The sequence below is a fragment of the Citroniella saccharovorans genome (genome assembly GCF_035481615.1).
Lineage (GTDB): Bacteria > Bacillota > Clostridia > Tissierellales > Peptoniphilaceae > Citroniella > Citroniella saccharovorans.
Genome location: NZ_JAYKOT010000001.1, coordinates 68,834 through 94,681 on the forward strand (window position 1 = coordinate 68,834; position 25,848 = coordinate 94,681).

The 25,848-nt window shown below is 31.6% G+C and carries 29 protein-coding genes and 1 tRNA gene; 6 read left to right on the forward strand and 24 right to left on the reverse strand.

Annotation, left to right across the window (positions count from 1 at the left end; all coding sequences use genetic code 11):
* Window position 1 precedes the first annotated feature (1 nt).
* From VLK81_RS00295 to VLK81_RS00325, 7 genes are all read right to left on the reverse strand, one after another.
* A complete protein-coding gene (locus tag VLK81_RS00295; RefSeq protein WP_324618892.1) occupies window positions 2-697 on the reverse strand; it encodes a fumarate hydratase in 696 nt (231 codons plus the stop codon).
* Between the two features lie 153 nt (window positions 698-850).
* On the reverse strand, window positions 851-1,498 hold the full coding sequence (locus VLK81_RS00300) for an enolase C-terminal domain-like protein (RefSeq protein WP_324618581.1): 648 nt from the start codon (window positions 1,496-1,498) through the stop codon (window positions 851-853).
* Window positions 1,434-2,096, reverse strand: a complete 663-nt coding sequence (locus VLK81_RS00305) for a methylaspartate ammonia-lyase (protein ID WP_324618582.1) — start codon at window positions 2,094-2,096, stop codon at window positions 1,434-1,436. Before VLK81_RS00305 ends, VLK81_RS00300 begins: the two co-directional genes overlap by 65 nt.
* Window position 2,097: 1 nt before the next feature.
* Complete coding sequence (locus VLK81_RS00310; RefSeq protein ID WP_324618583.1) at window positions 2,098-3,555, reverse strand: methylaspartate mutase subunit E; 1,458 nt, start codon at window positions 3,553-3,555, stop codon at window positions 2,098-2,100.
* Window positions 3,556-4,938: a methylaspartate mutase accessory protein GlmL gene (gene glmL, locus VLK81_RS00315; protein WP_324618584.1), complete on the reverse strand. Its 1,383-nt coding sequence runs from the start codon at window positions 4,936-4,938 to the stop codon at window positions 3,556-3,558.
* A 27-nt stretch (window positions 4,939-4,965) separates the two neighbouring features.
* On the reverse strand, window positions 4,966-5,385 hold the full coding sequence (gene glmS, locus VLK81_RS00320; RefSeq protein ID WP_324618585.1) for a methylaspartate mutase subunit S: 420 nt from the start codon (window positions 5,383-5,385) through the stop codon (window positions 4,966-4,968).
* Window positions 5,386-5,473: 88 nt separating this feature from the next.
* Window positions 5,474-6,328, reverse strand: a complete 855-nt coding sequence (locus VLK81_RS00325) for a DNA-binding domain-containing protein (protein ID WP_324618586.1) — start codon at window positions 6,326-6,328, stop codon at window positions 5,474-5,476.
* 104 nt (window positions 6,329-6,432) lie between these two features.
* On the opposite strand from VLK81_RS00325, the gene VLK81_RS00330 reads away from it, so the two are divergent.
* Window positions 6,433-7,131, forward strand: coding sequence for a TVP38/TMEM64 family protein (locus tag VLK81_RS00330; protein ID WP_324618587.1), 699 nt, complete (start codon window positions 6,433-6,435; stop codon window positions 7,129-7,131).
* A 22-nt stretch (window positions 7,132-7,153) separates the two neighbouring features.
* Window positions 7,154-8,206 carry a glycosyltransferase family 4 protein gene (locus tag VLK81_RS00335; protein WP_324618588.1) on the forward strand — a complete coding sequence of 351 codons (1,053 nt, stop codon included), beginning with the start codon at window positions 7,154-7,156 and terminating at the stop codon, window positions 8,204-8,206.
* A gap of 348 nt (window positions 8,207-8,554) precedes the next feature.
* Here the strand turns inward: VLK81_RS00335 and VLK81_RS00340 are convergent.
* The 17 genes from VLK81_RS00340 to VLK81_RS00420 all read right to left on the reverse strand — a co-directional run bounded on the left by VLK81_RS00340 (window position 8,555) and on the right by VLK81_RS00420 (window position 21,965).
* Window positions 8,555-8,630 (reverse strand) — tRNA-Arg (locus VLK81_RS00340).
* A 258-nt stretch (window positions 8,631-8,888) separates the two neighbouring features.
* A complete protein-coding gene (locus VLK81_RS00345) occupies window positions 8,889-10,079 on the reverse strand; it encodes a D-alanyl-D-alanine carboxypeptidase family protein (protein ID WP_324618589.1) in 1,191 nt (396 codons plus the stop codon).
* Window positions 10,069-11,334: a serine--tRNA ligase gene (gene serS / locus VLK81_RS00350; RefSeq protein WP_324618590.1), complete on the reverse strand. Its 1,266-nt coding sequence runs from the start codon at window positions 11,332-11,334 to the stop codon at window positions 10,069-10,071. Before serS ends, VLK81_RS00345 begins: the two co-directional genes overlap by 11 nt.
* 64 nt (window positions 11,335-11,398) lie before the next feature.
* On the reverse strand, window positions 11,399-12,049 hold the full coding sequence (locus VLK81_RS00355) for an NAD(P)H-hydrate epimerase (protein WP_324618591.1): 651 nt from the start codon (window positions 12,047-12,049) through the stop codon (window positions 11,399-11,401).
* Window positions 12,046-13,029: an ATP-binding protein gene (locus tag VLK81_RS00360; RefSeq protein WP_324618592.1), complete on the reverse strand. Its 984-nt coding sequence runs from the start codon at window positions 13,027-13,029 to the stop codon at window positions 12,046-12,048. Before VLK81_RS00360 ends, VLK81_RS00355 begins: the two co-directional genes overlap by 4 nt.
* Entirely contained in the window at window positions 13,019-13,162 is a 144-nt protein-coding gene (locus tag VLK81_RS00365) for a hypothetical protein (RefSeq protein WP_324618593.1), read from the reverse strand. The genes VLK81_RS00360 and VLK81_RS00365 overlap by 11 nt, the downstream gene beginning before the upstream one ends.
* A complete protein-coding gene (locus VLK81_RS00370) occupies window positions 13,137-13,793 on the reverse strand; it encodes a DnaD domain protein (RefSeq protein WP_324618594.1) in 657 nt (218 codons plus the stop codon). The genes VLK81_RS00365 and VLK81_RS00370 overlap by 26 nt, the downstream gene beginning before the upstream one ends.
* Window positions 13,783-14,394 carry a GNAT family N-acetyltransferase gene (locus VLK81_RS00375; RefSeq protein ID WP_324618595.1) on the reverse strand — a complete coding sequence of 204 codons (612 nt, stop codon included), beginning with the start codon at window positions 14,392-14,394 and terminating at the stop codon, window positions 13,783-13,785. Before VLK81_RS00375 ends, VLK81_RS00370 begins: the two co-directional genes overlap by 11 nt.
* Window positions 14,395-14,396: 2 nt before the next feature.
* The gene (gene dnaB / locus VLK81_RS00380) at window positions 14,397-15,725 is read right to left on the reverse strand and encodes a replicative DNA helicase (RefSeq protein WP_324618596.1); all 1,329 of its coding nucleotides are present in this window, start codon (window positions 15,723-15,725) and stop codon (window positions 14,397-14,399) included.
* Window positions 15,725-16,171, reverse strand: coding sequence for a 50S ribosomal protein L9 (rplI, locus tag VLK81_RS00385; protein ID WP_324618597.1), 447 nt, complete (start codon window positions 16,169-16,171; stop codon window positions 15,725-15,727). Before rplI ends, dnaB begins: the two co-directional genes overlap by 1 nt.
* Complete coding sequence (locus tag VLK81_RS00390; protein WP_324618598.1) at window positions 16,149-18,164, reverse strand: DHH family phosphoesterase; 2,016 nt, start codon at window positions 18,162-18,164, stop codon at window positions 16,149-16,151. Before VLK81_RS00390 ends, rplI begins: the two co-directional genes overlap by 23 nt.
* The gene (locus tag VLK81_RS00395; protein ID WP_324618599.1) at window positions 18,161-19,102 is read right to left on the reverse strand and encodes a DUF2232 domain-containing protein; all 942 of its coding nucleotides are present in this window, start codon (window positions 19,100-19,102) and stop codon (window positions 18,161-18,163) included. Before VLK81_RS00395 ends, VLK81_RS00390 begins: the two co-directional genes overlap by 4 nt.
* 381 nt (window positions 19,103-19,483) lie before the next feature.
* A complete protein-coding gene (gene rpsR, locus VLK81_RS00400; RefSeq protein ID WP_324618600.1) occupies window positions 19,484-19,708 on the reverse strand; it encodes a 30S ribosomal protein S18 in 225 nt (74 codons plus the stop codon).
* Between the two features lie 14 nt (window positions 19,709-19,722).
* A complete protein-coding gene (locus VLK81_RS00405) occupies window positions 19,723-20,253 on the reverse strand; it encodes a single-stranded DNA-binding protein (protein ID WP_324618601.1) in 531 nt (176 codons plus the stop codon).
* 15 nt (window positions 20,254-20,268) lie between these two features.
* Entirely contained in the window at window positions 20,269-20,553 is a 285-nt protein-coding gene (gene rpsF, locus VLK81_RS00410) for a 30S ribosomal protein S6 (protein ID WP_324618602.1), read from the reverse strand.
* 123 nt (window positions 20,554-20,676) lie between these two features.
* Window positions 20,677-21,435 (reverse strand): hydrolase, encoded by a 759-nt coding sequence (locus tag VLK81_RS00415; RefSeq protein WP_324618603.1) that lies wholly within the window; start codon window positions 21,433-21,435, stop codon window positions 20,677-20,679.
* Between the two features lie 374 nt (window positions 21,436-21,809).
* Window positions 21,810-21,965 carry a hypothetical protein gene (locus VLK81_RS00420; protein ID WP_324618604.1) on the reverse strand — a complete coding sequence of 52 codons (156 nt, stop codon included), beginning with the start codon at window positions 21,963-21,965 and terminating at the stop codon, window positions 21,810-21,812.
* Between the two features lie 293 nt (window positions 21,966-22,258).
* On the opposite strand from VLK81_RS00420, the gene VLK81_RS00425 reads away from it, so the two are divergent.
* From VLK81_RS00425 to ahpF, 4 genes are all read left to right on the forward strand, one after another.
* On the forward strand, window positions 22,259-23,173 hold the full coding sequence (locus tag VLK81_RS00425; protein WP_324618605.1) for a helix-turn-helix domain-containing protein: 915 nt from the start codon (window positions 22,259-22,261) through the stop codon (window positions 23,171-23,173).
* A gap of 426 nt (window positions 23,174-23,599) precedes the next feature.
* Complete coding sequence (ahpC, locus tag VLK81_RS00430) at window positions 23,600-24,166, forward strand: alkyl hydroperoxide reductase subunit C (RefSeq protein ID WP_324618606.1); 567 nt, start codon at window positions 23,600-23,602, stop codon at window positions 24,164-24,166.
* The gene (locus tag VLK81_RS00435; RefSeq protein ID WP_324618607.1) at window positions 24,167-24,364 is read left to right on the forward strand and encodes a hypothetical protein; all 198 of its coding nucleotides are present in this window, start codon (window positions 24,167-24,169) and stop codon (window positions 24,362-24,364) included. It begins immediately after the preceding gene.
* Between the two features lie 28 nt (window positions 24,365-24,392).
* A complete protein-coding gene (ahpF, locus tag VLK81_RS00440; RefSeq protein WP_324618893.1) occupies window positions 24,393-25,727 on the forward strand; it encodes an alkyl hydroperoxide reductase subunit F in 1,335 nt (444 codons plus the stop codon).
* Window positions 25,728-25,848 lie beyond the last annotated feature (121 nt).

The window sequence follows — 25,848 nt, forward strand, 5'->3', positions numbered from 1 at the left end:
CCTAAAAAGTAACTTCTCTATGTCTTGTAGCATGGCAGTTGATGTTAACAGCTACAGGAAGACCAGCAATGTGAGTAGGGTAAGTTTCAATCATTACACTTAAGCAGGTTCCCCTTCCGCCATAGCCTTGTGGTCCTATTCCAAGTTTGTTTATTTTGTCTAAAAGTTCTTCTTCTAAAGCTGCATATCTAGGATCGCTATTTTTTGTATCCATATCTCTCATTACAGCTTTTTTTGCTAAAAATCCAACTTTGTCAAAGCTTGATCCAATACCAACTCCAACAACTATTGGAGGGCATGGATTTGGGCCAGCTTCTTCAACAACTTTTAGAACAAAATCTTTAACTCCCTCTATTCCATCTGCAGGTTTTAACATTTTTAGTTGGCTCATATTTTCTGATCCAAAACCTTTAGCTGCAACCATTATTTTAAGCTCATCGCCAGGCTTCATTATATAATGAATAACTGCTGGAGTATTATCTTTAGTGTTTTCTCTGTTTAAAACTGGATCAGCTACTACAGATTTTCTTAAAAGAGCTTCTGTGTAAGCCTGTCTAACTCCTTCATTTATAGCATCTTCTATAAATCCATCTACGATTTTTACTTCTTGACCAATTTCAACAAAGGCAACTACCATTCCTGTATCTTGACACATAGGGATTTTTCTATTCTTAGCTATGTCTGCATTTTCAAGGATGCTATCTAGAACTGTTTTTGCTAAGTCCCAGTCTTCATCGGCTCTAAGCTTTTTCTAACCTTTTTCTTACGTCATTTGGTAAAAGGTAGCTCATTTCAATAGCCATAGCCTTAACAGCTGTAGTTATATCTTTACAAGAAACTTCTTTCATGTCTATTTCTTATTCCTTTGTGCTAGTCTAACTACTCTTTCCATTTCGTTGTTTACTAGCATAAATCCTTCATCTACTCCCATACCAGGTTTAGCAAGTTGTTGAGTTGCACCTGCTGCCATAGAGCAGTTAACGATAACTTCTGCTGATCTTGATGTTTCATTGCAAGTTCCTCCGCAGTATGAAAGAACGCCTTCTCTATTACACATTAATATAGCTTCAATTGTGTTGTTGATACCGCCAAGGTCTGGAGTTTTAATTTGAATCATGTGTCCAGCTTTAGCTTTTGCAAAATCAACACAGTCTTCATAAGTGTTACACCATTCATCAGCTACAAGTTCTACGTGAATTCCATTGTCATCAAGTGATTTAGTAAGCTCAGCAAGAACTCTAATTTGGTCTTCTTTATTTCCCATATCCATAGGGCCTTCTATTCTTAACTTAAATGGTTTTGCAGCTTCTTCAAGTGTCTTTAGATATTTTGTCATATATTCAACATCATTATTTGTAAAGTCACCAATTGTTCCATAAACGTCAATGTGGAAAGTTGGGTTATATGATTCATCGCTTCTTTTATCTAAGATTCTATCTCTTAACCAAATTACATAATCTCTTAACTTTTTCGCCTTCTTTACCAGTTTTTTCTTCAACGTTGTTGAAAAGACCATGAGGAAGTACGTCTGCTTTTTTAATAATCATCTTGTCAGCGTTTAGATATCTATCATCACCAGATTGAGTAAAGATTGGAATTCTTTTTATTTCAACGCCAGTATTATATTCATCTTTTACAACTTCAGCCATAGTGATTTTTCTTGCTTTAGCTACAGCATCTAAAAGAGCTTGAGTAACTCCATATCTTATAGCAGTATGAAGTCTTTTTCCATCAATTTTTAAGTGGTCAAATTCTTCTGCAAGTTCTTTAAATGAAGTTAATTCTCTTCCAACTAATTTTTCCTTGATTTCTCCTTCAATAACAGGGATAAAATCTTTAGCTAAGAATAATGGATCTCTTCCGCCTGCTCCTGAATATTGAACAGCTGCACAATCTCCGTGAGCTACTTGTCCATCTTCAAGAATTAAAAGAACTGAGATAGATTCTCCAGCAACTCTAATTTCTTTGAATCCTTCTGTAACTGGCTTTCCAATATAGAACATTCCGTCATGTTCTGCTCCCATTTTAATAGCTTTTTGGTCGTCAAAATAAAATCCTGTAAATCCTGGTGTTGCTAAAACGTCTACAATTTTCATATTACATATCCTCTTTTCTTCCTATTAATCTACCTTTTCCAACTGCAAATACATCATCTACAGTCATTTGGAAATCTACATCTCTATATTCAAAGTTTGCTCTTTCTTCAAGTTTCATTCTATTGAAATCTTTAAGATCTTTTGTAAATGGTAAGTTTCCTGTCATAAGGAATCTTATATTTCCTTCATTGTCCCTAGCTGGCATCATAAGACCTGCGTTGTATTTTGAAGGTGCAAAAGGAATATCTATAACTCCAGCTTCAAATCCTTTAACAGTTCCTTCAGCTAAGTCCCCTCCACCAAGTTCTATAACCTTGTCAATAATACAAGAAGTTTCAGCTTTTATAATTTCTATCTCATTTAAAAGTGCGTTAGAATTTAACATTCTTTGCTCAGCTAATAGGTTTAATACCATCTTTGTTGCCTTTATACCGCTTGCATTTGCTTCCTTTGTTGGAATACCAAAAGCTTCGTGAGGAGTTTTAACTATAACCTTAGTTGCTCCTGCTAGGGCAGCAGCTGTTGATCCAAGAGAAATAACTCCAAATGCTCTTGCTTCATCTGCTGGGAATCCACCCATCCATTGATGGAATACTGTAGTTATTAAAATTCCGTCATAACCAAATTTATCTAAATAATATTTAGTTTGAGATTCAAGAGCTCTTATAGCAGCAACGTCTTGATTTAAATTACCGCATTGTCCATATCCAACTGTTATTGACTTAACTCCTTGTTCAGCAGCTAAAAGTGCTTCAATAATAGCAACAGAGTTTGAAATAGATGGAGGAACTAAAGTACCTGTTAATGGTCCAAATGGTTCACGGTTTATAGAAATACCATTTTCTTCATAATATCCAACAAGCCTATCGCAGTATTGCCAGAATTTAATTGATCTATCTATTGGAACAGATTTTGCATAAGGTATATTGTAGGAAATTGCTCCACCTTCATTTGATGTCCAGCCACCTGCGTGAATGATTTCAGCTAAAAGTCTAGAATCAGGTGTACCATGTCTTGCTTGAACTGGTAAATTAACCGCTTCGACAATTTCCCTACATCTAGCTACACCATGATTTACAGCTGGGAAACCATTCATCATAGCTCTTCCTGCTCTTGCAGATTCTTGAATTCCCCTTTCGCCTTCTTCGTATCTATTTTGTCTTGTATAGGCATCTATGGTTGATGGAAGTAGGTCTGCTCCACCTTCGTCTTGCAAATATCTTAATAATTCAATATGTTTGTCAACAAGTGGAACCCCAGCTCTTGGTTGAGCTAGTGTTATTCCTTTTAGCTTTGCATTTTCAAGTTTTTTTGCAAAATTCTTATGGTCAGGAAGTTTTTTTAAATAGTCAATAGCATCTTCAAGGTCTACGTCTTTACCAGTTGGCCAAGTCGCTAAAACTTCTTCCCTCTCCTCCATAAATTCACCTAAAGGTATTTTTTTATTTTGAACTTTCATTTATTCCCCCAATTTTACTAAATATTTTTTCATCATTCTAACAGCCATATCTTTATCTAAGCAAGATAAAAGTCCCATACTACTCAAAATATATTCCTTGTCTAAGAAAAATTTTGGATTCTTAGGTTTAAGACTTTCTGGCTCTTCCATATTGAAGCAGGCCTCTTTAAGAATTTCTATAGGGTTCGGATTGAAAACTAAAATCCCACCAGTACCAATTACTACCGGTAATTCAGTTAAATCTTTTCCAGTTTGTTGGAAAATTGCTCCAACGGGAGAGTAGACTTCCTTAGTTTGACCAGCATGCCTTGTAACAGAAATTCTAGTTAAGGCTTTTGCAACGGCAGTATCATAATTTAAATCTCTTTCATTTTCAGCTATAAAAGAAGGATTTAAATATCTACTAGAAGCTTCTTCAAGAATGTCATATTCATATTTGTCTCCTAAATAAGATTTAAGCATTCTCTTTCCAGCAACTTCAACTGCAGCTTCTATAGAGTATCTCATGCCAAGATCTCCTTCTACAGTTCTCTTAGCAAAAGGTTCTTCTAGTCCTCTTAGATAAACTCCGGCTTTAGTTGGATCTCCTGAGCAAGCTGTATGAACGTCTGTTGTAGCCCCGCCAATATCGACAACTGCAATATCTCCAAGTCCATCTTCATCTTCAGTTCCAAGGCTTAAAACCTCAGCCGCTTTTAAAACTGCTGCGGGAGTTGGCATAACTATTTCTGAAATTTCTTCTAATACTCTTTGCATGCCCCTTGCCTTAACAATATTAGTCATAAAAATTTCTCTAATTGTATCTCTAGCAGACTCAACGTTAAGTACATTAATCTTTGGCATTACATTTTCAGCAATATAAAAATCTCTACCTTCAAGGACCTTGCTAATTTTATCTACAGCACTTTTATTACCAGCAACAACAATAGGTGCATCGATATTTTTAAGCATTTCAGCGTTATGAATAATTACTTCTTCATTACCTCCGTCAGTTCCACCAGCAAGCAAAATAATATCAAGATTTGTATTTTTTATCTCTTCAAGCTCAAGATTATTGAGTTTTTGATTGTAAGTTTTGATAACCTTTGCACCAGCTCCAAGGGCTGCCCTCTTTGCAGCTTCAGCTGTAAGTTCCTCTACAAGTCCTATAGCTATCATCTTAAGACCTCCAGCAGCTGATGAGCAGGCAAGTTTTTCAACAATTTCAAAATCCTCTCCAGCTTTTTCTTTAATAGTCTCAAGTGCCTTATCAAAGCCAATCATTATATCTGTTTCAACAGTAGTATAACTTTTTGCTGTAGCAACGATCTCTTCTTTTTCAATATCAATTAATGTAAGTTTAGTATTAGTAGACCCAAAGTCTACAAATAAATAGCATTCCATCTAATTACCTAATTTTCTCATCTAAAATTACTCTTCATTATCAGGGAAATCTTCAGCTAAATCTCTCAAAGTAGTTTCAATTGAAGTTCCTGGTGGATAGATTCTATCGAATCCCATCTTTTGAAATCTTTTCTTAACCTCATTAAAATCTTGTTTTCCAACAACAATGTTTCCGCCAACATAAAGTTTAATTCCCTTAAGACCAGCTTCATCACACTTTTCTCTTAAACCTTGGCAGTCTAATTCTCCTTGTCCATAAAGAGAAGAAACTAGTATTGCATCTGCATTAGTTTCAACTGCAGCGTTTATGAAGTCTTCTTGAGGTGACAAAACACCAATGTTGATTACATTGTATCCTGCTCTAGAAATTGAGTAATCTAATATTTTGTTCCCAACTGCATGACAGTCAGAGCCGATTACACCTAGAACAACAGTCGCCTTAGCCATAAATCATTCCTCCTATAAAATATTAACGTTTGCATCTGTATCATAATCCAGATCCTACACTATACTACAAATAAATACAATTTGTAGGCTAATCATTTGATAATAAAAATATTCCTTCAGCAAATTTTCTAATATTTATTTTTCCCTTATCTCCCCTTCCCTTATTTAAGTAATTCATTCTCTTTCTAAGCTCTGAAAAAACAAAAAGAGACTGGCTATATCTGTCAAATAAAATAGAATCATAATCTTCTAGTCCAGCTAAGGCAACATTATCCATTGCCCTTTGTATGCACCTTCTTATATTTTGCTGAACTGTTTTTGAATTCCTAGAAGTTCTTTTTCCAATAGTTTGATAGATTTCTTCAAGAGAATAATTTTTTTCATTTCCCTTTTCAAACTCATTTGCTATTAGGATAAAATCAAGTAGGTCCTGATATCCTCCATATCCATTTACCCCAAGCCCAACAAGTATTCGCCTTATATTATTCTCCCTATCATCCTCATCTTTAAGAATAATATTTTTATCTTCAGAATAATTTAACAGTCTTTCTACTCCTATTTTAAATTTTTCGCTATTGTGGTGAGATAAAACATTTTCAATTACAAAAATTACCTCTATTAGATTAATTGGCTTCCTAATAAAAAAAGAAGCTCCTTCCTTGTAGGCTTTTGTAATAAGCTCATTATCTTTTTTATCCGAAATCATTATAAACTTACCTGTAAAGCCATCTTTTTTAGCCCTACGCATAACTTCATTTCCGTCAATTGTTTTTAAACTATACTCTAAAATTACAAGATCTGGCCTATTAGCCCTAATAAGATCAAGAGCCTTAAGCCCATCATCAGTAGTTTCAATTACATCTCCAAGTTTTTTCCTTTGGATTAAAAATTCTAAAATTTTAACTTGCTCCATAGTTGAATCAGCTATTAGGATAGTATTCAAAAATCTCACCTTCTTATTTAAAGATTATATCAAATTATTAAGAATTTATAAATTAAATTATGAAATATATTTATTACATGATATAATAAAAACGGTGAAATTATATGAAATTTGGAAAATTTAATTCTAAGGATAATAAATATAACAAACTTAAGGAATTAAAATCTGAAGGAAGAGTTGATGAAAAAGAAATTGGTGAATTAAGTAGGGGACAAAAAATAGTTAACTACATAACTCTTATACTTTCTATAATAGGAGTTATTATCACAATATATTTTTCTATTGTTGGATATAGGATGGGATTATTTACAGACCAGGAAAAGCTAAAAGCTTTTTTAGACTCTCTTGGAAAAGGAGCACCTTGGGTTTTTATTCTAATACAAATAATCCAAACAGTTATACCAATTATACCAGGTGCATTAACCTGCCCAGCTGGAGCCTTAGTTTTTGGAAATGGATTTGGCTTTATTCTTAATTTTATAGGAATTATGATTGGTTCTGTAATAGATTTTTTTCTTGCCAGAAAATATGGAAGAGGCTTAGTAAGAGCCTTAGTAAGCAAAAAAACATATGCAAAATATATAGGTTACTTAGATAAAAAAGATACTTTTAAAAAAGTATTTACATTTGGGATGTTTTTCCCAGTATCACCAGCAGATTTTCTATGTATGCTTGCTGGCCTTTCAAATATGTCTTTTAAAGATTTCTTTATAATATTATCTTTAGGTAAACCCATAACGCTTTTTATATATACTTATGGAATAACTGAACTTTTTAAATTTTTTGCAAAGATTTTTCTATAAAAATTTGCGTTAGGAGTAGTAAATGAAAGTTTTAATTTATTCAAATAAACAAAATCTTATTAAATACTCGGGAGTAGGTAGAGCAAGAGACCACCAAATTCTTGCCCTTAAATCTATGGGATTTGATTATACCTTAAATCCAAGAGACGATTATGACCTTATTCATATTAATACCGTCTTTTTTTCATCTTATCTAGCAGCTGTATTTAATAGATTAAGAGGTAAAACAGTTGTATATCATGCCCACTCAACTGAAGAAGATTTTAGAAACTCTTTCAAACTTTCTAATCTCCTATCCCCACTTTTTAAATTTTGGATAATGGCTTGTTATAGAAAAGCCGACCTTATTCTTACTCCTTCGAATTATTCCAAAAAGCTTTTAAGAAATTATGGAATTGATAAGGAAATTAAAGTAATTTCCAATGGAATAGATTTATCTTATTGGAAGGTTGACAAAAAAGAAAAAGAAGATTTTAGAAAAAAATATGGCTATACAAATGAGGATAAAGTAATTATGTGTTCCGGCCTTTTAATTAAAAGAAAGGGCATAATGGATTTTATAGAATTTGCTGAAAAAATGCCCCAATATAAATTTATCTGGTTTGGTACCTGCAACAAAAGTCTTATACCAAAGGAAGTTTCCGATAGAATAAAATCTGCCCCCAAAAATTGCAATTTTGCAGGCTATATAAAAAGAGATGATATGAGGGTAGCCTACCAAGCAGTAGATTTATTTTTGTTTCCAAGTTATGAAGAAACTGAAGGAATTGTCCTTTTAGAAGCCCTAGCTTCAAGGGTAAAAACTCTAGTTAGAAACCTTCCAGTATTTGATGACTATGAAGAAAATAAGGACATCTACAAGGCAGATTCTAATGATGATTTTATGGATAAAATTGATAAAATACTTAGTGGTGAGCTAGACGATTTAACTGAAAGTGGATATAAAAAAGTTTCAGAAAAATCTATAGAAAATATTGGAAGGCAGCTTGTAGAAAATTATAATGAAGCAGCCACTATAAGTGAAGCAAGTAAAAGCCCAATAAGAAAGGCTATTAAAGACTATATAGAAAAATAAATAAAATAATAAAGCCATAAGAATAATAGTTATTTGCTATTTATCTTATGGCTTTTAAATATCTAAAATCCTTCTTAATTATCTATATAAAAATCTAAAAACTTTCCATTAATTTCTTTTTAAATAAAATTAGTTTGTGTTTTTTATTTTTATAATGCGCTTAAAATATATATAAGTTTTAGAATTTATATCTATTTTCAATATATGCTAATCTTTAAATTTTTTATCTTTCATTTTTTTAATTTAATGACCAGTAGTTTCTTTAAACAAATAAGTTAATATATTTTAATATAAGATATTTTATAACTTTCCTACAATAAAAAAATCCCAGCTGATGCCGGGAAGCTTTGGCACTCCCAACCAGATTCGAACTGATGACTGACCCTTAGGAGGGGTCTGTTATATCCTGCTTAACTATGGGAGCTTAAAAATAAAGTATAAATACTTTACTAAACAGAGTGTAGACAAAATCCAAAAACGCTTATCCGACTGCAGAAATTGAGACATTCTAAATCTCATAATCCTGTAAATCGCAAGCTCGCTAACACTCAAACAGTTTGGTTTACGGGCGGATTATTTCAATTTGAATTTCTTACAATTTCTTTCGTATGGAGCGCTAGCTTTTGGATTTTGCCGCTTTGTCAACAAGCTTAAGTAAAGTATAAACACTTTACTTAATATCTTATCTTAATAAATTTCCTAAAGATGTAAAGAATTTTTGTATTGCTCTTAATATTCTGGAAAAAGTTCCAGCTTTTTCTACATCTCTATTGACTATAAGGTCAACTTTAGTTACTAGCTTATCTTCTTTTAAAAGAGAAAGCTCTCCTACCTTATCCCCCTTTTTTAAAGGAGGTTTGATTTCTTTATCTATATTAGATTTTAACACATATTTATTTGATTTGCTAGCTAATGTCTTATAAGATTTTGCTGGGAATATTTCTATATTTTTATTTTCTGCACTATTTATCTCTATTTCAGTATAGGGAGCCTTGTCGTCAATTATAGTTCTTATACTATAATTTTCAAGAGCATAATCAATTAAGTACTTAGTTATGTCTTTTCTTTCTTGCATTGAACTAGTTCCCATAACTACTGTAATTAATCTAAATTCTCCTCTTTGAGGAGTTTTTCTAGCATCTATAGTGGAAACTAAACAGTAACCAGCTTCTTCTGTAAAGCCTGTCTTTAAGCCGTCAACTCCAGCAACTTCTCCCACAAGCGGAATTGTGGAATATCCTGTGTAGTTACGTTCAGGCATATTTAAAACTTCAATCTTAGAATAGTCTAAAATTTCAGGATATTTTTTTATAATGTGTCTAGCTAATTCAAATATTTCTTTTGTGGTAAGAGTGTTTTGACCCTTTTCACTTTGAAGACCAGAAGCATTTACGAATTTTGCATTTTTAAGCCCAAGCTCTTTTGCCTTTTGATTCATAAGGTCTGCAAATTTTTCTTCTGTTGTAGCAGTATGCACGCCAAGAGCATAGGCAGCATCATTTCCAGAAACTACCATCAGTCCCTTTAAGAGATCATTTACGCTAACTTCCTCGCCCTTTTTTAATTCGAAGCTTGATCCTTCAACTGCCTCTATATTTTCATCAATAGTAACCTTATCTTCTAAGCTAATTTTTCCTTCTTCTATACTATCCTTTACAACAAGATAGGTCATAAGCTTTGATACAGATGCCATATTCATAGCTTCATCGCTATTATACTCGTTTAAGATTTCTCCATCTTCAAAAGATCCGATTAGATAAGACTTAACCCTGTGTTCTATTCCAAGTTCTTCAGCATTTACCCTAGTGGGAAAACTTGAAAAAAGAATTCCCACCAAGGCAAAAATTATAAATCCAATTTTTTTATTTTTCAATTTTATCTATCCCAATATATTTTCTAAGAACTTCAGGGACTGTAATTGATCCATCTTCATTTTGATAATTTTCAATAACTGCCGCAAAAGTTCTACCTACTGCTAAGCCTGATCCATTAAGTGTATGAACAAATCTTAGCTTTCCATCTTCTCCCCTATATTTAATATTTGCACGCCTAGCTTGGAAGTCTATAAAGTTTGAACAAGAAGATATTTCTACATACCTTCCATAAGATGGCATCCAAACTTCTATATCGTAAGTCTTTGTAGAAGAAAATCCTAAATCTGCCCCGCAAAGAACTACAACTCTATATGGAAGTTTTAAAGCTTGTAGGATTGATTCAGCATCATTTGTTAGCTTTTCAAGTTCATCAAATGATGTTTCTTCATCTACTAATTTTACCATTTCAACTTTATCAAATTGGTGATTTCTAATTAAACCCCTAGTATCTCTTCCAGCAGAACCAGCTTCTTGTCTAAAGCAAGTTGTATGTGCTGTATAATATAAAGGTAGTTCTTTATTATCTAAAATTTCTCCTGATCTTAAATTTGTTACAGGAACTTCTGCTGTTGGGATTAAATAAAAGTCCTTTGAAGGAAGATAGAACATATCCTCTTCAAACTTTGGAAGCTGTCCAGTGCCAGTCATAGAATCTCTATTTGCAAGAACTGGAACATTTAGCTCTTCATATCCTTGATCAGCATGCATATCAAGCATCAAATTAATTAATGCCCTTTCTAGTCTTGCTCCCTTTCCTTTAAATATTGAAAATCTAGAGCCTGCAATCTTTGTTGCTCTCTCAAAATCAAGTATATCAAGATCTACTCCAAGATCCCAGTGGGCTTTAGGTTCAAAAGAAAACTTTGTTGGTTCCATAAATTTTCTAATTTCTTTGTTGTCTTCGTCACTTGCACCATCTGGAACAGACTCATCTGGAGTATTTGGAATTTGAAGTAATAGATTTTTAAGACCTTCTACAACCTCACTAATCTCTCTATCTCCACTTTCTATTTCAGCTGAAAGCTCCTTCATTTCCTTTAAAGTCTCACTAATATCCTTTCCCTCTTTTTTAAGTTTAGGAATTTCTTTGGAAACCTTGTTTTGAAGCTCTTTCTTCTTTTCTACTTCAGTAAGTAAATTTCTTCTTTTTTCATCTGCTTTTAAAACTTCTTCTATTGGATATTCTTTTCTTCTCTTTTTTAAGGCCTCTATAACCTCATCTTTTTCAAGCCTTATTCTCTTAATGTCAAGCATTTGTCTCCTCCAATAATTAAAAATGATAAATATAATATATCAAAAAAACTTCTCTATTACAAATCTAACCTAGTATTTTTTTTATAGCCTCTCTAGGTAGACTTATAGGTTCAACAATAATATTAGAAAAGTTTTCTTCTTTCATTCCTGGCTTCCTATACTGAAATGTAACGCAAATATCTGGATCAATAACGCTACCAATCCTAGTTCCGTTTTGAGTATTTAATCCAGAAGGTACATCAACAGAAATTATCTTTCTCTTTGAATGGTTAATCATATCTATAATATATTCAAAAACTCCCTTTACAGGTCTTTCAAGTCCAGTGCCAAAAATAGCATCTACAATTAGTTCGTACTTACTAATATCATCTTCAAAGTTTTCAATATCTTCTATAGTTTCTATAGTCCTTATATCAACTTTTAAATTGTTTAGAATTTTATAATATGTCATAAAATCCTTATTATCTTCATTTATATCTCCAATAATATAAACTCTTAAATCCACCTCAAGATTAACCAAATGTCTAGCTATGGCAAGTCCGTCTGCTCCGTTGTTTCCAGGCCCGCAGCAAATTGCTATTTTGGAAAATCTAACAGTATCAATATGTTTTAAGACCTTAAGTGCTGCGTTTTCCATAAGTAAAATTGATGGAATCTCCAAAACCTTAATCGCATAGTGGTCAATTTCTCTACATTTATCACTATTTACAATCAAAACATACCTCCTAAGCTTCTCATTCTTAAATCATCTCCAAAAATCTCTAAACAATTATATTCTCCAAGTATCCTAGACCGGACTCTTTCATCATAAAAATTCTCAAGCTCATAAGGTGAAAGATTTGAAGAAATTAGTACATTTTTAGCTGAAAGGCTCCTCTTGCTTAAAATATCTAAAAATATAGAAGCCTTTAAACTATTAAGCGGCTCTGCCCCAAGATCATCAATAACAAGAAGATCTGACTTTTCTACAAGTCCTATCTTATCTCTATATTTTTCCTTATCTTCAAAATTTGAAAATTGATAGTCTGTGTAGAGGTTAAATAGGCTGTTGGCGGTATCATAGTAAACTATTTTCCCGCTGTCCATTATCTCCTTAGAAATTGAATTTAAAATAAAAGTCTTACCTGTACCAACCTGTCCATAAAAGAAAATATTTTTTGCCCTACCATTTTTAAAATCTTGGCAAAATGCCTTTGCAATCTTTACAACACCTTCCATATTTTCATAAGGAGAAATAAATTCATTTTCCTTTCTATTTTTCCTAAAAATATTTAAATCAAAAGTATCGAAATTTTGATAGATTATTTTATTATAAAGGCCAGAAAGTTTATAAATTTCTTTATTTATAAGTTCATTTTTGCAGGAGCAGTTTTTAGTCCCAATTGTTCCCTCATCCTTACAAATTGGACAGTAATATCTCATTTCTAGATAGTCACTACTAAATCCATTTTCTTCAAGCAGGCTTTTCTTTTTATCTTTAATAATTTCAAGTTCTTCTTCGAGCTTTAATTTTATTTCTTTATTTTTAATATTGGATACAAGTTCAAATAAAATTTCTCCCTCTCTTTTAGTTAAATCTCTAAACTCTGGAACCTTCTTTATAACTTCTCTCTTTCTAATTTCCCTATTTTTTTTGTCCTCTAATTTTCTACTTAATATGGTGTCATTGACTTTTTTATATATATTAATTCTCATCACCATCCATTGTTTTTCTTAAAGATTCCATTTGCTTTTTCTTAAGTAAATCTAAAACCTTATCCTTACCTATCCTATTTGAAGAATTTAGCTTTTCTCTTTTTTTGTTAGGTCGTGGAGCTTTTTTTTTCACTTCCAATAATTTTCTCTTCAAAATCTTTAACAGTTAAAACTCCATCTATTGCCCAATTTCTAAGAGCAGCTATTGTATAGTTTACATTTTTCTTCCCAACTTCATCTCCAAGATACTTAAAAGCAGTTACAATAAGGTCTCTATCCTGCTTAAACTCATCCAAGTGCGAGTTGATTTTTTCAATTTCATTTGGTAAAAGTTTTGTATCCAGTAGCCTTTCAATTTCTCTAAACATGAGAGTATTAGATTCATTAATATCTATATTTTCAGCTTCACTAGATTGTAAGTCTTCTTTTGTATTTGGATAGGGATCATTAATAGCTTGATTAACTTTTTTAACTCCAAGAAAAAGTTCTCTTATGGAAACAAATTCAAATCCTTCGTCTTTCATAGATATTAGACCTAAATTTATCCAATAATATAGTGAGTTGTGCAAATCCAAACTAGATATATTTAGCTCCTCACTAATTTTTTCAAGATCTATCTCCCTATTTTCTCTTGCTAACTTGTAAAGGTAAATATAAACCTTGACATCATCTCCCGATGCGACAGGAAGAAACTGATTAATAAACATATTTTCAATAGGTGTTTCAGAAATATCTACCTCATATTCACTTATGCTAAGTCTCATAAAACCTCCTAGTCCAGTCTCCAGTCCCTAATTTCATCTCAATAATTCTACTTAGAAGTTTAGATCCATATATAATAAAATAATCTTCATTGTGTATAATTTCTAAATTTTCCAAATCCTTTAATGGAACTCCAAACTCTCCCAAATATTCTGCATTTTCTCTAAAGCCCATTTTTTTATATAATTTTAAAGCCCTTTCATTGAAGGCATTTACATCCAAATATATAGTTTTTAAATTTAGATTTTCAAAAGCATATTTTAAAAAGCCCTCTAAAATAATACTTCCATATCCTTTTGATGTAAAATTTGGGTCAAGGCTAATACCCAAATAAGCTTTTTTCCTAAAGAATTTAATATCCTTTAAACCAACATAGCCAATCATCTTCCCATCTTTAAAAATAGAATAGTAAAGATTTGAAAAAGATGTATCTCTAATCTTAACCCAAACACTTAGAGAAGCAAGGCTCATAAGAGATAAGTTGTAGTCAGCTAAAAGAGGAGATTCATGAACTCCCCATTCTTTTATAAAATTTATATGATTTAACTCTAATTTTCTAAAAACTAAATCCTTATAAGAAAAAACCTTTATAAAATTTTTCACGCTTATTCCTCTTTGCCATCCTTAAGCATATCTGCAAATCTTGTAATCGTCTTTTTATAGAATAGTCTAACAGATCCAGTTTGACCATTTCTATGTTTTGCAATTATTACATCACAGGTGTTTGGTATTTCTGAGTTTTCATTATAATAGTCATCCCTATAAAGCATCATAACAACGTCTGCATCCTGCTCGATAGCACCAGATTCTCTTAGGTCAGATAGAATCGGTCTTTTGTTTTGCCTAAGTTCAGGCGCTCTAGATAGCTGAGCAAGAGCTAAAACTGGAGCATTTAACTCTTTAGCTAGGGCTTTTAGCCCTCTTGAAATAGCAGAGATTTCAAGCTGCCTATTTTCAGTTCTTCCCTTTGTTGTCATTAGCTGTAGGTAGTCAATTACAATTAAATCTAAACCCTTTTCAGCCTTGAGTCTTCTGCACTTTGCCCTAAGCTCCGATAGAGAAATTGATGGAGTATCATCAATATATAAATCAATTTTCTCAAGAGCAGAAATAGTAGTTAAAATCTCGTCCCAATCACTTATATTTCCCGTAATAATATCTGTTAAATCTACAAAAGATAACTGAGATATAATTCTTTGCATTAGCTGCATCTTGCTCATTTCAAGTGAAAAAATTGCAACGTGATTTTCATTTAAGGAAGCATTTACAGCAATATTTACTCCAAGTGCTGTTTTACCCATTGAAGGCCTTGCAGCTAGTAGAACTAAATCACTTTTTTGAAGTCCAGAAAGCATATTATCAAGATCAACAAGTCCTGTAGTAACACCTGTTATATCTCCATTTAAACTGCTTCTAATAGACATATTTTTAATAACTTCAGATGTTAAATTGCCTACCCTTACTAAGCCGTCATCGTGTGATTTTTGAGTTATATCGAAAATTAATTTTTCAGAAATCTCTACAATCTCATCACGCTCTTTAGTGTCCTCATAGCTCATTGAAATTATTTGATCGGCTGCAACTATAAGTTTTCTTAGGGTAGATTTTTCTTCAACTATATTTGCATAGTGCCTAATTTGACTTAAATAGTAAACACCTGCTGTTATACCCATAATATAATCAAGTCCACCTATTTCTTCAGAAAGATCTCTTTTTTTCAAATCCTCCAATATAAGAATAGGGTCGACTTTTATATTTTTAGCAGATAGATTAATTATAGATCTAAAAATTTCCTGATTTCTCTTATCGTAAAAATCTTCGGCGTTTAAAATCTCCTCCGCTATAGAAATCCCCTCATCAGAAAGCATCATGACCCCTAAAACTGCAAGCTCTGCATCTAGGTCATGGGGAAATTCCTTTATAGTCTTGTCCATTACTCTACTCTAACTACTACTTTTAAATCAGCAGTTAAATCCTTGTAAACCCTAACAGGAATTGTATAGGATCCTTCTTCCTTGATATTTCCCTTAAGTTCTATCTTTTTCTTATCTATATTAATTCCATGATTTTTGCCAAGGGCATTTGAAATATCAATAGCAGTAACAGACCCAAAAAGTTTAGATCCCTTTCCGCCTTTTTGAGAAATTAAAACTTCTATACTTTCAATCCTATCTTTTAAAGCATTTGCCTCCTTAGTTTCCTTTTCAATCCTTTCTTTTTCAAGTTTTTGCTCTTCTTCTAAAATCGCCATATTTTCACTTGTAGCTTCAACTGCAAGTCCTTTTACGAAAAGAAAGTTTCTAGCATAGCCATCCTTTGCATTTACAAGATCTCCCTTTTTACCTAGTCCATTAACATCACTTTTTAGAATTACTTTCATTATTTTCCTCCCTTAAATATTCGTCAACAGCACCCTTAAGTGCCTTTTCTGCCTCATCCATACTACTTGTTTTTATTTGAGCTCCAGCTGATGACTGATGCCCTCCTCCGCCAAGTTTTTCCAAAATTAACTGAACTGAAATCTCACCAACACTTCTTCCAGAAATATGAATCTTATCTTCAAATCTAGTTAGTACAAAAGATGCTTTAACACCCTTTATATCTAGCATAGAGTCTGCTGATTGAGCAGCTACAAGAACAGAATTGTTTTCATTTTTATCATATCTAGAAATAGCTATATTATTTTTATAAATTTTTGCACTTGCTACAACATCCGACCTATCTCTAACAGTATCAGCATCTTCTCTAAATAATTTCTTAACAGCAATTGAGTCTGCTCCAAACCTCTTTAAAAGAGCAGCAGCTTCAAAAGTTCTTACACCTGTTTGAATAGTAAACTTTTTAGTATCAACAGTTATACCTGCAAGTAGTGCGTCAGCAAAAAAATTATTTATTTCAATATTATCTTCAGAATACTGAATAAGCTCCGTAACAAGCTCTGCAGTTGAGGAAGCATAAGGCTCCAAATATGTTAAAATTGGATTTTCAATATAGTCAGGTCCCCTCCTATGATGGTCTATAAGAACAACCTGGTCTAATTTATCAATAAGCTCTGGAGATTCTGTAGAATTTTTTCTATGGTTATCTAGGACAATAACTAAATCGTTAGATGTAGATTGGTCAAGAGCTATTTCAGGTTTTATAATATCCCTACTTAGTCCATCTATATTTTTAATCGCATATTCATAAATAGAGGCAATTGCAGGAGATATTTCCTCTAAAAGAATCTTACATTCTGTCCTTCTAGATTTAACAAAGGCATAAATCCCTAGGCAAGAACCAAAAGAGTCCATATCAGGATTTTTGTGGCCAGTAACATAAACTACATTCGACTGGTCAATAAGCTGGCCCAGTGCATGGGAAATAACTCTAGACTTAACCTTGTTATACTTTTCAACAGCCTTACTTTTTCCGCCGTAATATGAAATATTTTCTCCATCATTTACAACAACTTGGTCTCCTCCCCTACCTAGAGCAATATCTAAGGCAAGTCTTGAAATTTTAAAAACTTCAAGAGGATTACCTAAGTTTGTAGCAAGTCCAATAGATAAGGTAGGGCTAATTTTACTTTCAACATCTATATTGTGAACTTTTTCCATAATAGGAAATTTTTCTACAATCATCTTATCTACATCTCTTTTGTTAAAGAAAAGTAGGTACTTGTCAGTTTCATATTTTCTTGAAAAACCATTGTATTCCAAGGCAAAAGAGTTAACCGCCTTATCAATTTCAGCAAAAACTATTGGCTTGTTTTCATCTCCAATAAGAGATTGAATCTCATCAAAATTGTCAATATTTAAAGACATTATAGAAGTTCTTTCATCAAAGTATTTCTTTTTAAGATTCTCGTCATCTGTCCTATCAATTCCATAGATTAAAAATGCCCTATTATCTATAAACTGTTTGGATTCAACTACATTGTAGAAAAATTTATAAATCCTAAAATCTATAATAGTATCAAAAGAATCTCCCTTATTTTCAAGCTTCAGTTTTTTAATATTTACATCTTTTAAAAGCTTTCTAATATCTTCATGCAAAATCTCTGATTCTGGAAAAATTTTCTTAAATCTCGTATTATACCAGATTATCTCACCATTTCCATAAAAGATTGCCATAGGAAAAGGCATTTTAAAAACAGCAGTTTTAGTAATATCTGTAAAATCTTGATCGATATTTTCTAAATATGAAGAAAAAGCCTTCTTTTTATATTCAATTTCTTTATATAGGGCAAATCCTGATATAAAGCTCAAAATAAATCCAATTAAACCAATAGGTTTATAAAAGAAAAATAAAATAATACTCAGTCCAAATGGAAGTACAACTGAAAAAATTAAATCCTTTATTTTAAAAATAGCATCTTCTCGATTTCTCATTTTAATCCCTTTCCTATATTCCTAAATCTAAAATTAAATAGCTGATCTAAAAGACCAAAAAGTGTAAACATACTTCTTAGCGGCATAATTAAAAGAATAAATATAATAATTCCCGCACCAAGACTTCTAAGCCTTTTCCTTAAAAAGAAATAAACTACAGCCACTCCCTGAAGTCCAAAAAGAAAGACGAAGATAAAACTTAGGTTTAAAAATAGTTCAAGAGAATATTGAAAACCTGTTAGATCAAAAATAAGGCAGCCAAGCATACAAATGAATACGCCCTTTAAAAAATCCTTATCCAGTTTAAAAAATTCAAATTTATCTATCCTAGCAGTTCCAAAGCCCATAAAATTTAAAATAATAAAACTTAAATAATAATTAATAAGGCTAATAAAAATCGAAGAAACTAAAATAATACTAGGAATAAGTGCCATCAAAATTTTAACCGAAGATGAAAGGTAGTCATGAAGCTTATCTATTTCAAGTCCCAAATCAACTCCATTAAGTAGTTCAATATTTTTATTTATTGAATCTAAAAGCATATTTTCTATACTTTCTACCAGGTCAATTCCATTTTTACTATATAAAAATGTTAGTAAAAGAGTTAAAAGCAAAAAAACTATAGTCGATACAAACAAAGTTTTGTTGGTAGATAGGTTTTTTTTGTAAGAATATATAAAAGGAAGGGAAGAAATAATAAGTAGCCCTCCTAAAGCTAGTCCCTCATAAAAATTCTTCAAAAGCCCCATTGCCAAAATGAAAATCAACCCTTCTAATAGAAGAAAGGTGTATCCCCTTTTTATTCCAAGAACAATAAATAAAGATGGAATAACAAAAACAATTAGAGGAAAACAATTTATACTTAATAAATAAAATAATATACTAAGCATTGAAAATAATATTAAGTCTCTAATTTTATATTTATCAGTCATATTCATAAACATAATTCTCCTTTATACTATGTATTATACAACAAAACCCTAAATAAGTGAAAACTTTAAAGGCCGAATAAAAAAATACTTAATAAAAATAAGTAAATTCTTTAGAAGAGAATATTTTTAGGAATAAAATTTGAACTAAGTTACTTAGTTTTATCAAATCTATCAAATTCTATTAGAAAAAGCCACAATAAAATTTGTAAAAAATTCTTAAAAGAATAAGAGCTTTTACTAATATAAAACTAGATTTTTTTAAAAATTAATAATTAAATATTTGCAAATCTTTAAACAAAAAAACTATGGGCAAAAAGCCCATAGCTTAATTTCTATAATATAAATAATATTTGCCAACTTATAAAACTTATCTAAAAATTTTTTAGATTAGTCTTCTGTGTATGGTAATAAAACTATTTGTCTTGCTTTTTTGATAGCTGCAGTAATTTCTCTTTGGTGTTTAGCGCAGCAACCTGTCACCCTTCTTGGATGAATTTTACCTCTTTCAGAGATAAATCTTTTAAGAGTATTTGTGTCTTTGTAATCAATTACTTTTTTCTTGTCAGCACAAAATTGACATACTCTTTTTCTAGGTCTATATTTTCTTTGCAAAGTTTTCTCCTTTCCTAAAATGGAATAGATTCATCTGAGTCAAACGGTTCAAAGTCGTCGTTTGAGTCCCCAAAATCATCAAAGTTACCACTGTTAAAACTATTTGGAGAATTGTTGTAGTCATTTGAACGGTTATTTCCACTATTGGAGTCACTTCTTTGATAAGAGTTTTGATTTTGATTATTGGAGTTAGAAAAATCATTTCTATCTCCCCACTCTAAAAACTCAACCCTATTTGCAGTAACATCAGTCGTATAAACAGTTTTACCATCTGAATCCTTATAGCTTCCAGTAGTAATAGAACCATTTATTGCACATTGTCTACCTTTTTTAAGAAATCTTGAGCAGTTTTCAGCTTGAGGACCCCAAACAATTATACGAATAAAGTCCGCTGTATTCCTTCCAGAATTTTCAAATTCCATCTTTTTATCTTTAGATAGGCCCTTATCTACTGCAAGAGTGAATTGGCAATAAGCTCTTTGGCTAGAAGTATATTTTAACTCCGGATCTCTAGTAAGCCTTCCTATAAGTACAACACTATTCATTAAATTCTCCTAACTTTATTTTTCAATTCTTGAAACTAGATATCTTAGTACATAATCAGAAATTCTTGCTCTTCTTTCGATTTCATCAACTATCTTTGGATCTGACTCAAAGTTTACTACATAGTAGTAACCCTCTTTAATATAGTCGATTTCATATGCAAGTTTTCTTTGTCCCCATTCAGAGATATCTGTAATTTGTCCATTTTCTTTAATAACATCAGTAACTCTATTAAAAACTTCATTTCTTACTTCATCTTCTAAATCAGGTTTTAAAATTAAAACTAATTCATATTTTCTCATATATTTCACCTCCCTCATGGTCTTCGGCCCATAATAGTTAATTATGAGCGAGAGTTTTGCAAGCTCAATTATAACATAAAAGCTAGAGTTTAACAACACATTTTTAAAATTTTAAAAAATTTTTTACTTATAATCGCCCATCTCTTCTCTATACTTAATCATAATTTCATGGAACATCTCAGCAGAGGTTGGAGGAGTATAGGTGATAGAGTTAGCTCCAGCTTCTATGGTCTTGCTTATAAGCTCATCTGAATTTCCTCCAGTTGCAATAATTGGAAATTCTTCGCCTATAGATTTTCTAATCCTAGAAACAAGTTCAGCAGTGTTTTTCCCAGCAGATACATTTAATATGCTTGCTCCTGCGTGAATTTTCCCTTTAAAATCATCATCATAAGAAACTATAGTAGCAATTACTGGTATATCTACAGCGTTTGCAATATCTTTTATAACATCATTTGCCATAGGAGCATTTACAACAACTCCAAAAGCTCCTAAAAGTTCTGCTTGAAGAGCAATATTTACAGCCCTAATCCCAGTTGTAAGTCCTCCTCCTACTCCTGTGAATACAGGAACAGATGCCGTATTTATAATAGCTTGCATTATGGAAAGCTGCGGAGTAAAAGGGTAGACTGCAATTACAGATTGGGCATTGTGATTCTTAACAAGGGCAACATCCGTTGTAAAAAGTAATGTCTTTATTCTAACTCCTAAGATTTTTATTCCAGAAGCCTTATAAGAAGCCTCTGGTACTTTTATTATTTTAGACCTAAGTCTTGACTTAACTTCAGGAATAAATTTTCCTTTTTTCTCTTCTGGATAAATAAGTTCACTTACACTTACAATTTGCTTGTCAATTGATCTTGGATCATTGTTTTTAGTCATAGCTACGCCTCCTTTTTTGGTAAATCTTTTATTAAATTATACTATATTCAAATTAAAAATAGTATATTTTTAGATTAATATAAAATAAATTTTAAAAAATAAAAAACCCGCAGAATTTTCTGCAGGCTTTAAACTTAGAAAGATTTAATATAAATCTACTAAGGGGTAGGCTACTTGCCCTAGAAGGCTCTCGCCAACCTTCCAGGGAAGCTTTTGTTTACCAAAATTTTTTTGTAACAAAAACTTTTTTTAAGGATGATGATTGGTAAACTCACTTTTTAAAAACTATATACCTAAAATAACATTTTCTTATAAACTCATTTTTTAAATTTAATTACTGTTAATAAAGTTTTCAGTCAAATTGTAAACTGAAGTTACATTAATGATGTAGGATTGTCACCAAGGATGAAAATAAATACATCCCAATCATAACCTGGCTTGCTAGCAGCTAGGTCGATATTTTTATTAAGAGGGGCAAATCCTGTTAGTAATGTAGCAACGACTAATAAAAGCGCTAATATTTTTTTCATATGCATCATCTCCTCCTCACACTTATATATTAATTCATCTAGTTAGAGTTTACAAGGGAAATATGTGACTAGTTCGTCACTTTTGGTATTTTAAAAAAAGTTTATTATAGCAAGATTTATAAAGCACCAATTTCCTTCAATATATTATACAGTATTTTAAGTTTTTTGAAAAGTACATTATCTATTTAAAGTACTTAGTATTAAAGAAAGCTTAATGTTGATAAAAAAGACTCCTTGTCTTATAATTAATAGTGACTTCAAATGACAATATTTAATAGAAAAGGAGATGTTTTATGGAAAGTGAAAAAAGTTTAGGACAACTTTTAAAAGATATTAGAAAAGAAAATAAATACACTCAAGAAGATGTCGCTAAAGCTTTATTCATGAGTAGAAGGACCCTTATAAGAATTGAAAACGATGAAACTGAGCCAACTATAGAACTTCTCTCTCAGCTATCCGACCTATATAGGACCAATCTTCTTTCATTAATATATGAAAAAATTAAATTTAAAAATGCATCGGCGATGCATATTATTCAAAATCTTGAAAATATTTGTATGAATAGCAATTACGACTCAATAAAAAGTGTGCTTAAGGATCTCTACTCTATTTGCGAAAAAGATCCAGAAAATAAAAATTTATTGCAATACTATTACACTTATTGTGGATTCTACTATGTAAATTCATCCAAGATGGATTTAAATCTTGCTATAGAATTTCTTAACAGGGCATTAACTATCTTCAATAAAAATTTTGTAATTTCTGAATATAAAGACTTTGTATATTCAGATATAGAATTAAGGGCATTATGCGCTCTTTCATTAGCCTACAAAAAAAGAGATAAAACTGATGAATATGAAGATATACTAGAATATTCTTTTAAGACTTTAAAAAAAATAAGTTCTACCTACTTTATACTTGGCAACCAATATGCTTCAAGCCTTACTTTTCAATCAAGAATTGATGAAAGTTTAAGTCTAGTTGATAAACTTATTGAAAAAGCTAAAAAGTATAACCATCAAGTATTTCTTCCGCTTTTGTTTTACCTAAATTTTTTAAATTACAATATAGTTAAGGATTATGAAAAATCTGACCAGTATTTAATAAGCGCAATAGCTTTGGCTGATGTATATTCATCCTATGACCTAAAAAATAGAATAAAAGCTAAATCCAAAATAATAACACAGTCGAGAAAAACAAGTAAATAATTGAGTTTAAATTACAGATAATAATAAATCTACAAGGCAAAAGAGTAAATCTTTAAAGAATGCAAGTAGACTTAACTAAGTATCTGTAATTTTTTTATTTAATAATTTTAAATTTTATAATAAGAGTTTATTTTTACTTAGTATGGGTATAATAGCTAATGTAGTCTAAAGGCTACTCAAGTTATTGACAAAGTAGCAAAATCCAAAAGGTACGCTGCATACGAAAGAAATTGTAAGAAATTTAAATTGAAATAATCCACCCGTAAATCGCACTGTTTGAGCGTTAGCGAGTTTGCGATTTACAGGATTATGAGATTTAGAATTTCGGGGTTTCTGCAGTCGGAAAAGCGTTTTTGGATTTTGTCTACACTCTGTGTAGTCTAAAGGCTACTAATATTATAAAAATAAAATTCTAAGGAGGACTTTATGTCATTAGTAGGTAAAAAAATAGAAGAATTTAAATTAGATGCTTATGATTCTAAAAATGATAAATTTGTCACAGTTTCAAATGAAGATTTAGCTGGTAAGTGGACTGTATTTATGTTTTATCCAGCAGATTTTACTTTCGTTTGCCCAACTGAACTTGAAGATATGCAGGAGCATTATTCTACTCTTAAATCTTTAAATACTGAAGTTTACTCTGTTTCTACAGATACACACTTCGTTCACAAGGCTTGGCACGACCACTCTCAAGCTATTTCCAAGCTTGAATTTACTATGATAGGCGATCCACAAAAAGACCTAACACAAAAATTAGATGTTCTTGGGGAAGATGGTCTAGCTCAAAGAGGAACATTTATAATAGACCCAGACGGAATAATCCAATCAATTGAGATAAACTCTGGAAATATGGGAAGAGATGCTTCTCTTGTAGTAGATAAGATAAAAGCCCAACAATTCTTAAGAGAAAACCCTGGAGAAGTTTGTCCAGCAAAATGGAAAGAAACTGGAAAATCACTTACTCCTGGACTAGACCTAGTAGGTAAAATTTAAATGTTTTTAGATGAAAATCTAAAAAATCAGTTAAAAGAATATCTAAAGCTTATTGAAAATGATCTTTTGATAAGTTTAAGTTTGGACTCTGGCGAAAAAAGCAAAGACCTAAAGGAATTTTTAGAAGAAGTTATAGGTGAGAGTGACGGTAAGATTAGTCTTGTAGAAAAAAAAACTTCCAATCACTCCATCATTTAGAATTGATAGGAAGAATAAAGAAATTGGAATAACTTATTCAGGGGTTCCACTAGGTCACGAGTTTGAAAGCTTTGTTATAAGCCTAATTCAAGCTGGAGGAAGACCTCCCAAAATTAGCGATGAAGCAAAAAAAAGAATTGAAAGTATAGAGGAAAAGCTTGATTTTACAACATTTGTTTCCCTATCTTGCGTAAACTGTCCAGAAACTGTTTCAAACTTAAATCTTATGGCTGTATTAAATGAAAATATTTCTTCAACAATTATAGAAGGCTCCTTCAATAGAAAGATGGCTGAAGAGAATAATATTCTTTCAGTTCCAAAAGTATTTCTAAATAAGGAAGATTTTTTAAGCGGGAGAAAAAGCTTAGATGAAATTTTAGATAAATTAACTAGCCTAAATAAGCTTGAAAGTACTCCAGCTTTAGAAAAAAATTCTTCAGATGAATTATATGACCTTCTAGTTATTGGCCAGGGGCCAAGCGGGGTAAGTGCTAGCATATATGCAGCCAGAAAATCTTTAAAGACAATAATGGTTGGAGAAGTTTTCGGAGGTCAGGTTTTAGATACAGGGTCAATAGAAAATATAATAGGAAATAAAATTATAGAAGGTCCAAGCTATATATCGGGCTTAAAAAAACACGTAGAGGACTATCCTATCGAGCTTGCAAGTAATGTAAGGGCTGAAAAAATAGAAAAGGTAAATGAAATATTTGTAACAAGTCTTTCAAATAAAAGACTTATAAAATCAAAGACAGTAATTGTGGCAACTGGAGCCAGTTATAGAAATTTAAATATTCCAGGAGAAAAAGAGTTTAAGGGTAAGGGAGTATCCTACTGCACCCACTGTGATGGCCCATTTTTTTCTGGGATGGATGTAGCTGTAATAGGCGGAGGAAACTCTGGAGTTGAAGCTGCAATCGACCTTTCGTCAAATTGCAGAAAAGTTTACCTAATTCAAAGATCAGATAAACTTTCAGCTGACGAGGTCCTACAAGAAAGGCTAAAAAGTAAGGAAAATGTTCAAATCTTACTAAATGCAGTAAGTGAAGAAATTGTAGGAGAAAAAAAAGTAGAAAAGCTAATCTATAAAGATAAAAATACCGGCGAAAAGAAAGAAATAAACCTAAGCGGAATTTTTGTACAAATTGGTCTAGACCCAAACACAGAATTTTTAAACGGTCTAGTAGAGAAAAATAAACTTGGAGAAATTCTAGTAGATGAGTCTCAAATGACAAGCCAAAAAGGCCTATTCGCTGCTGGAGACTGTACAAATTCAAAATACAAGCAAATAGTAATTTCCTTAGGAAGTGGAGCAAGTGCAGGGCTTGCCGCCTATGACTATATTGTAAGAAATGGACTATAAAAAATTACTAGATAAATAATTAAAGTAAGACCCAGGATTTTTTCCTGGGTTCAGGTTGTTGACAAAGTGGCAAAATCCAAAAAGTAGCTTTCCATACGAAAGAAATTGTAAGAAATTAAAA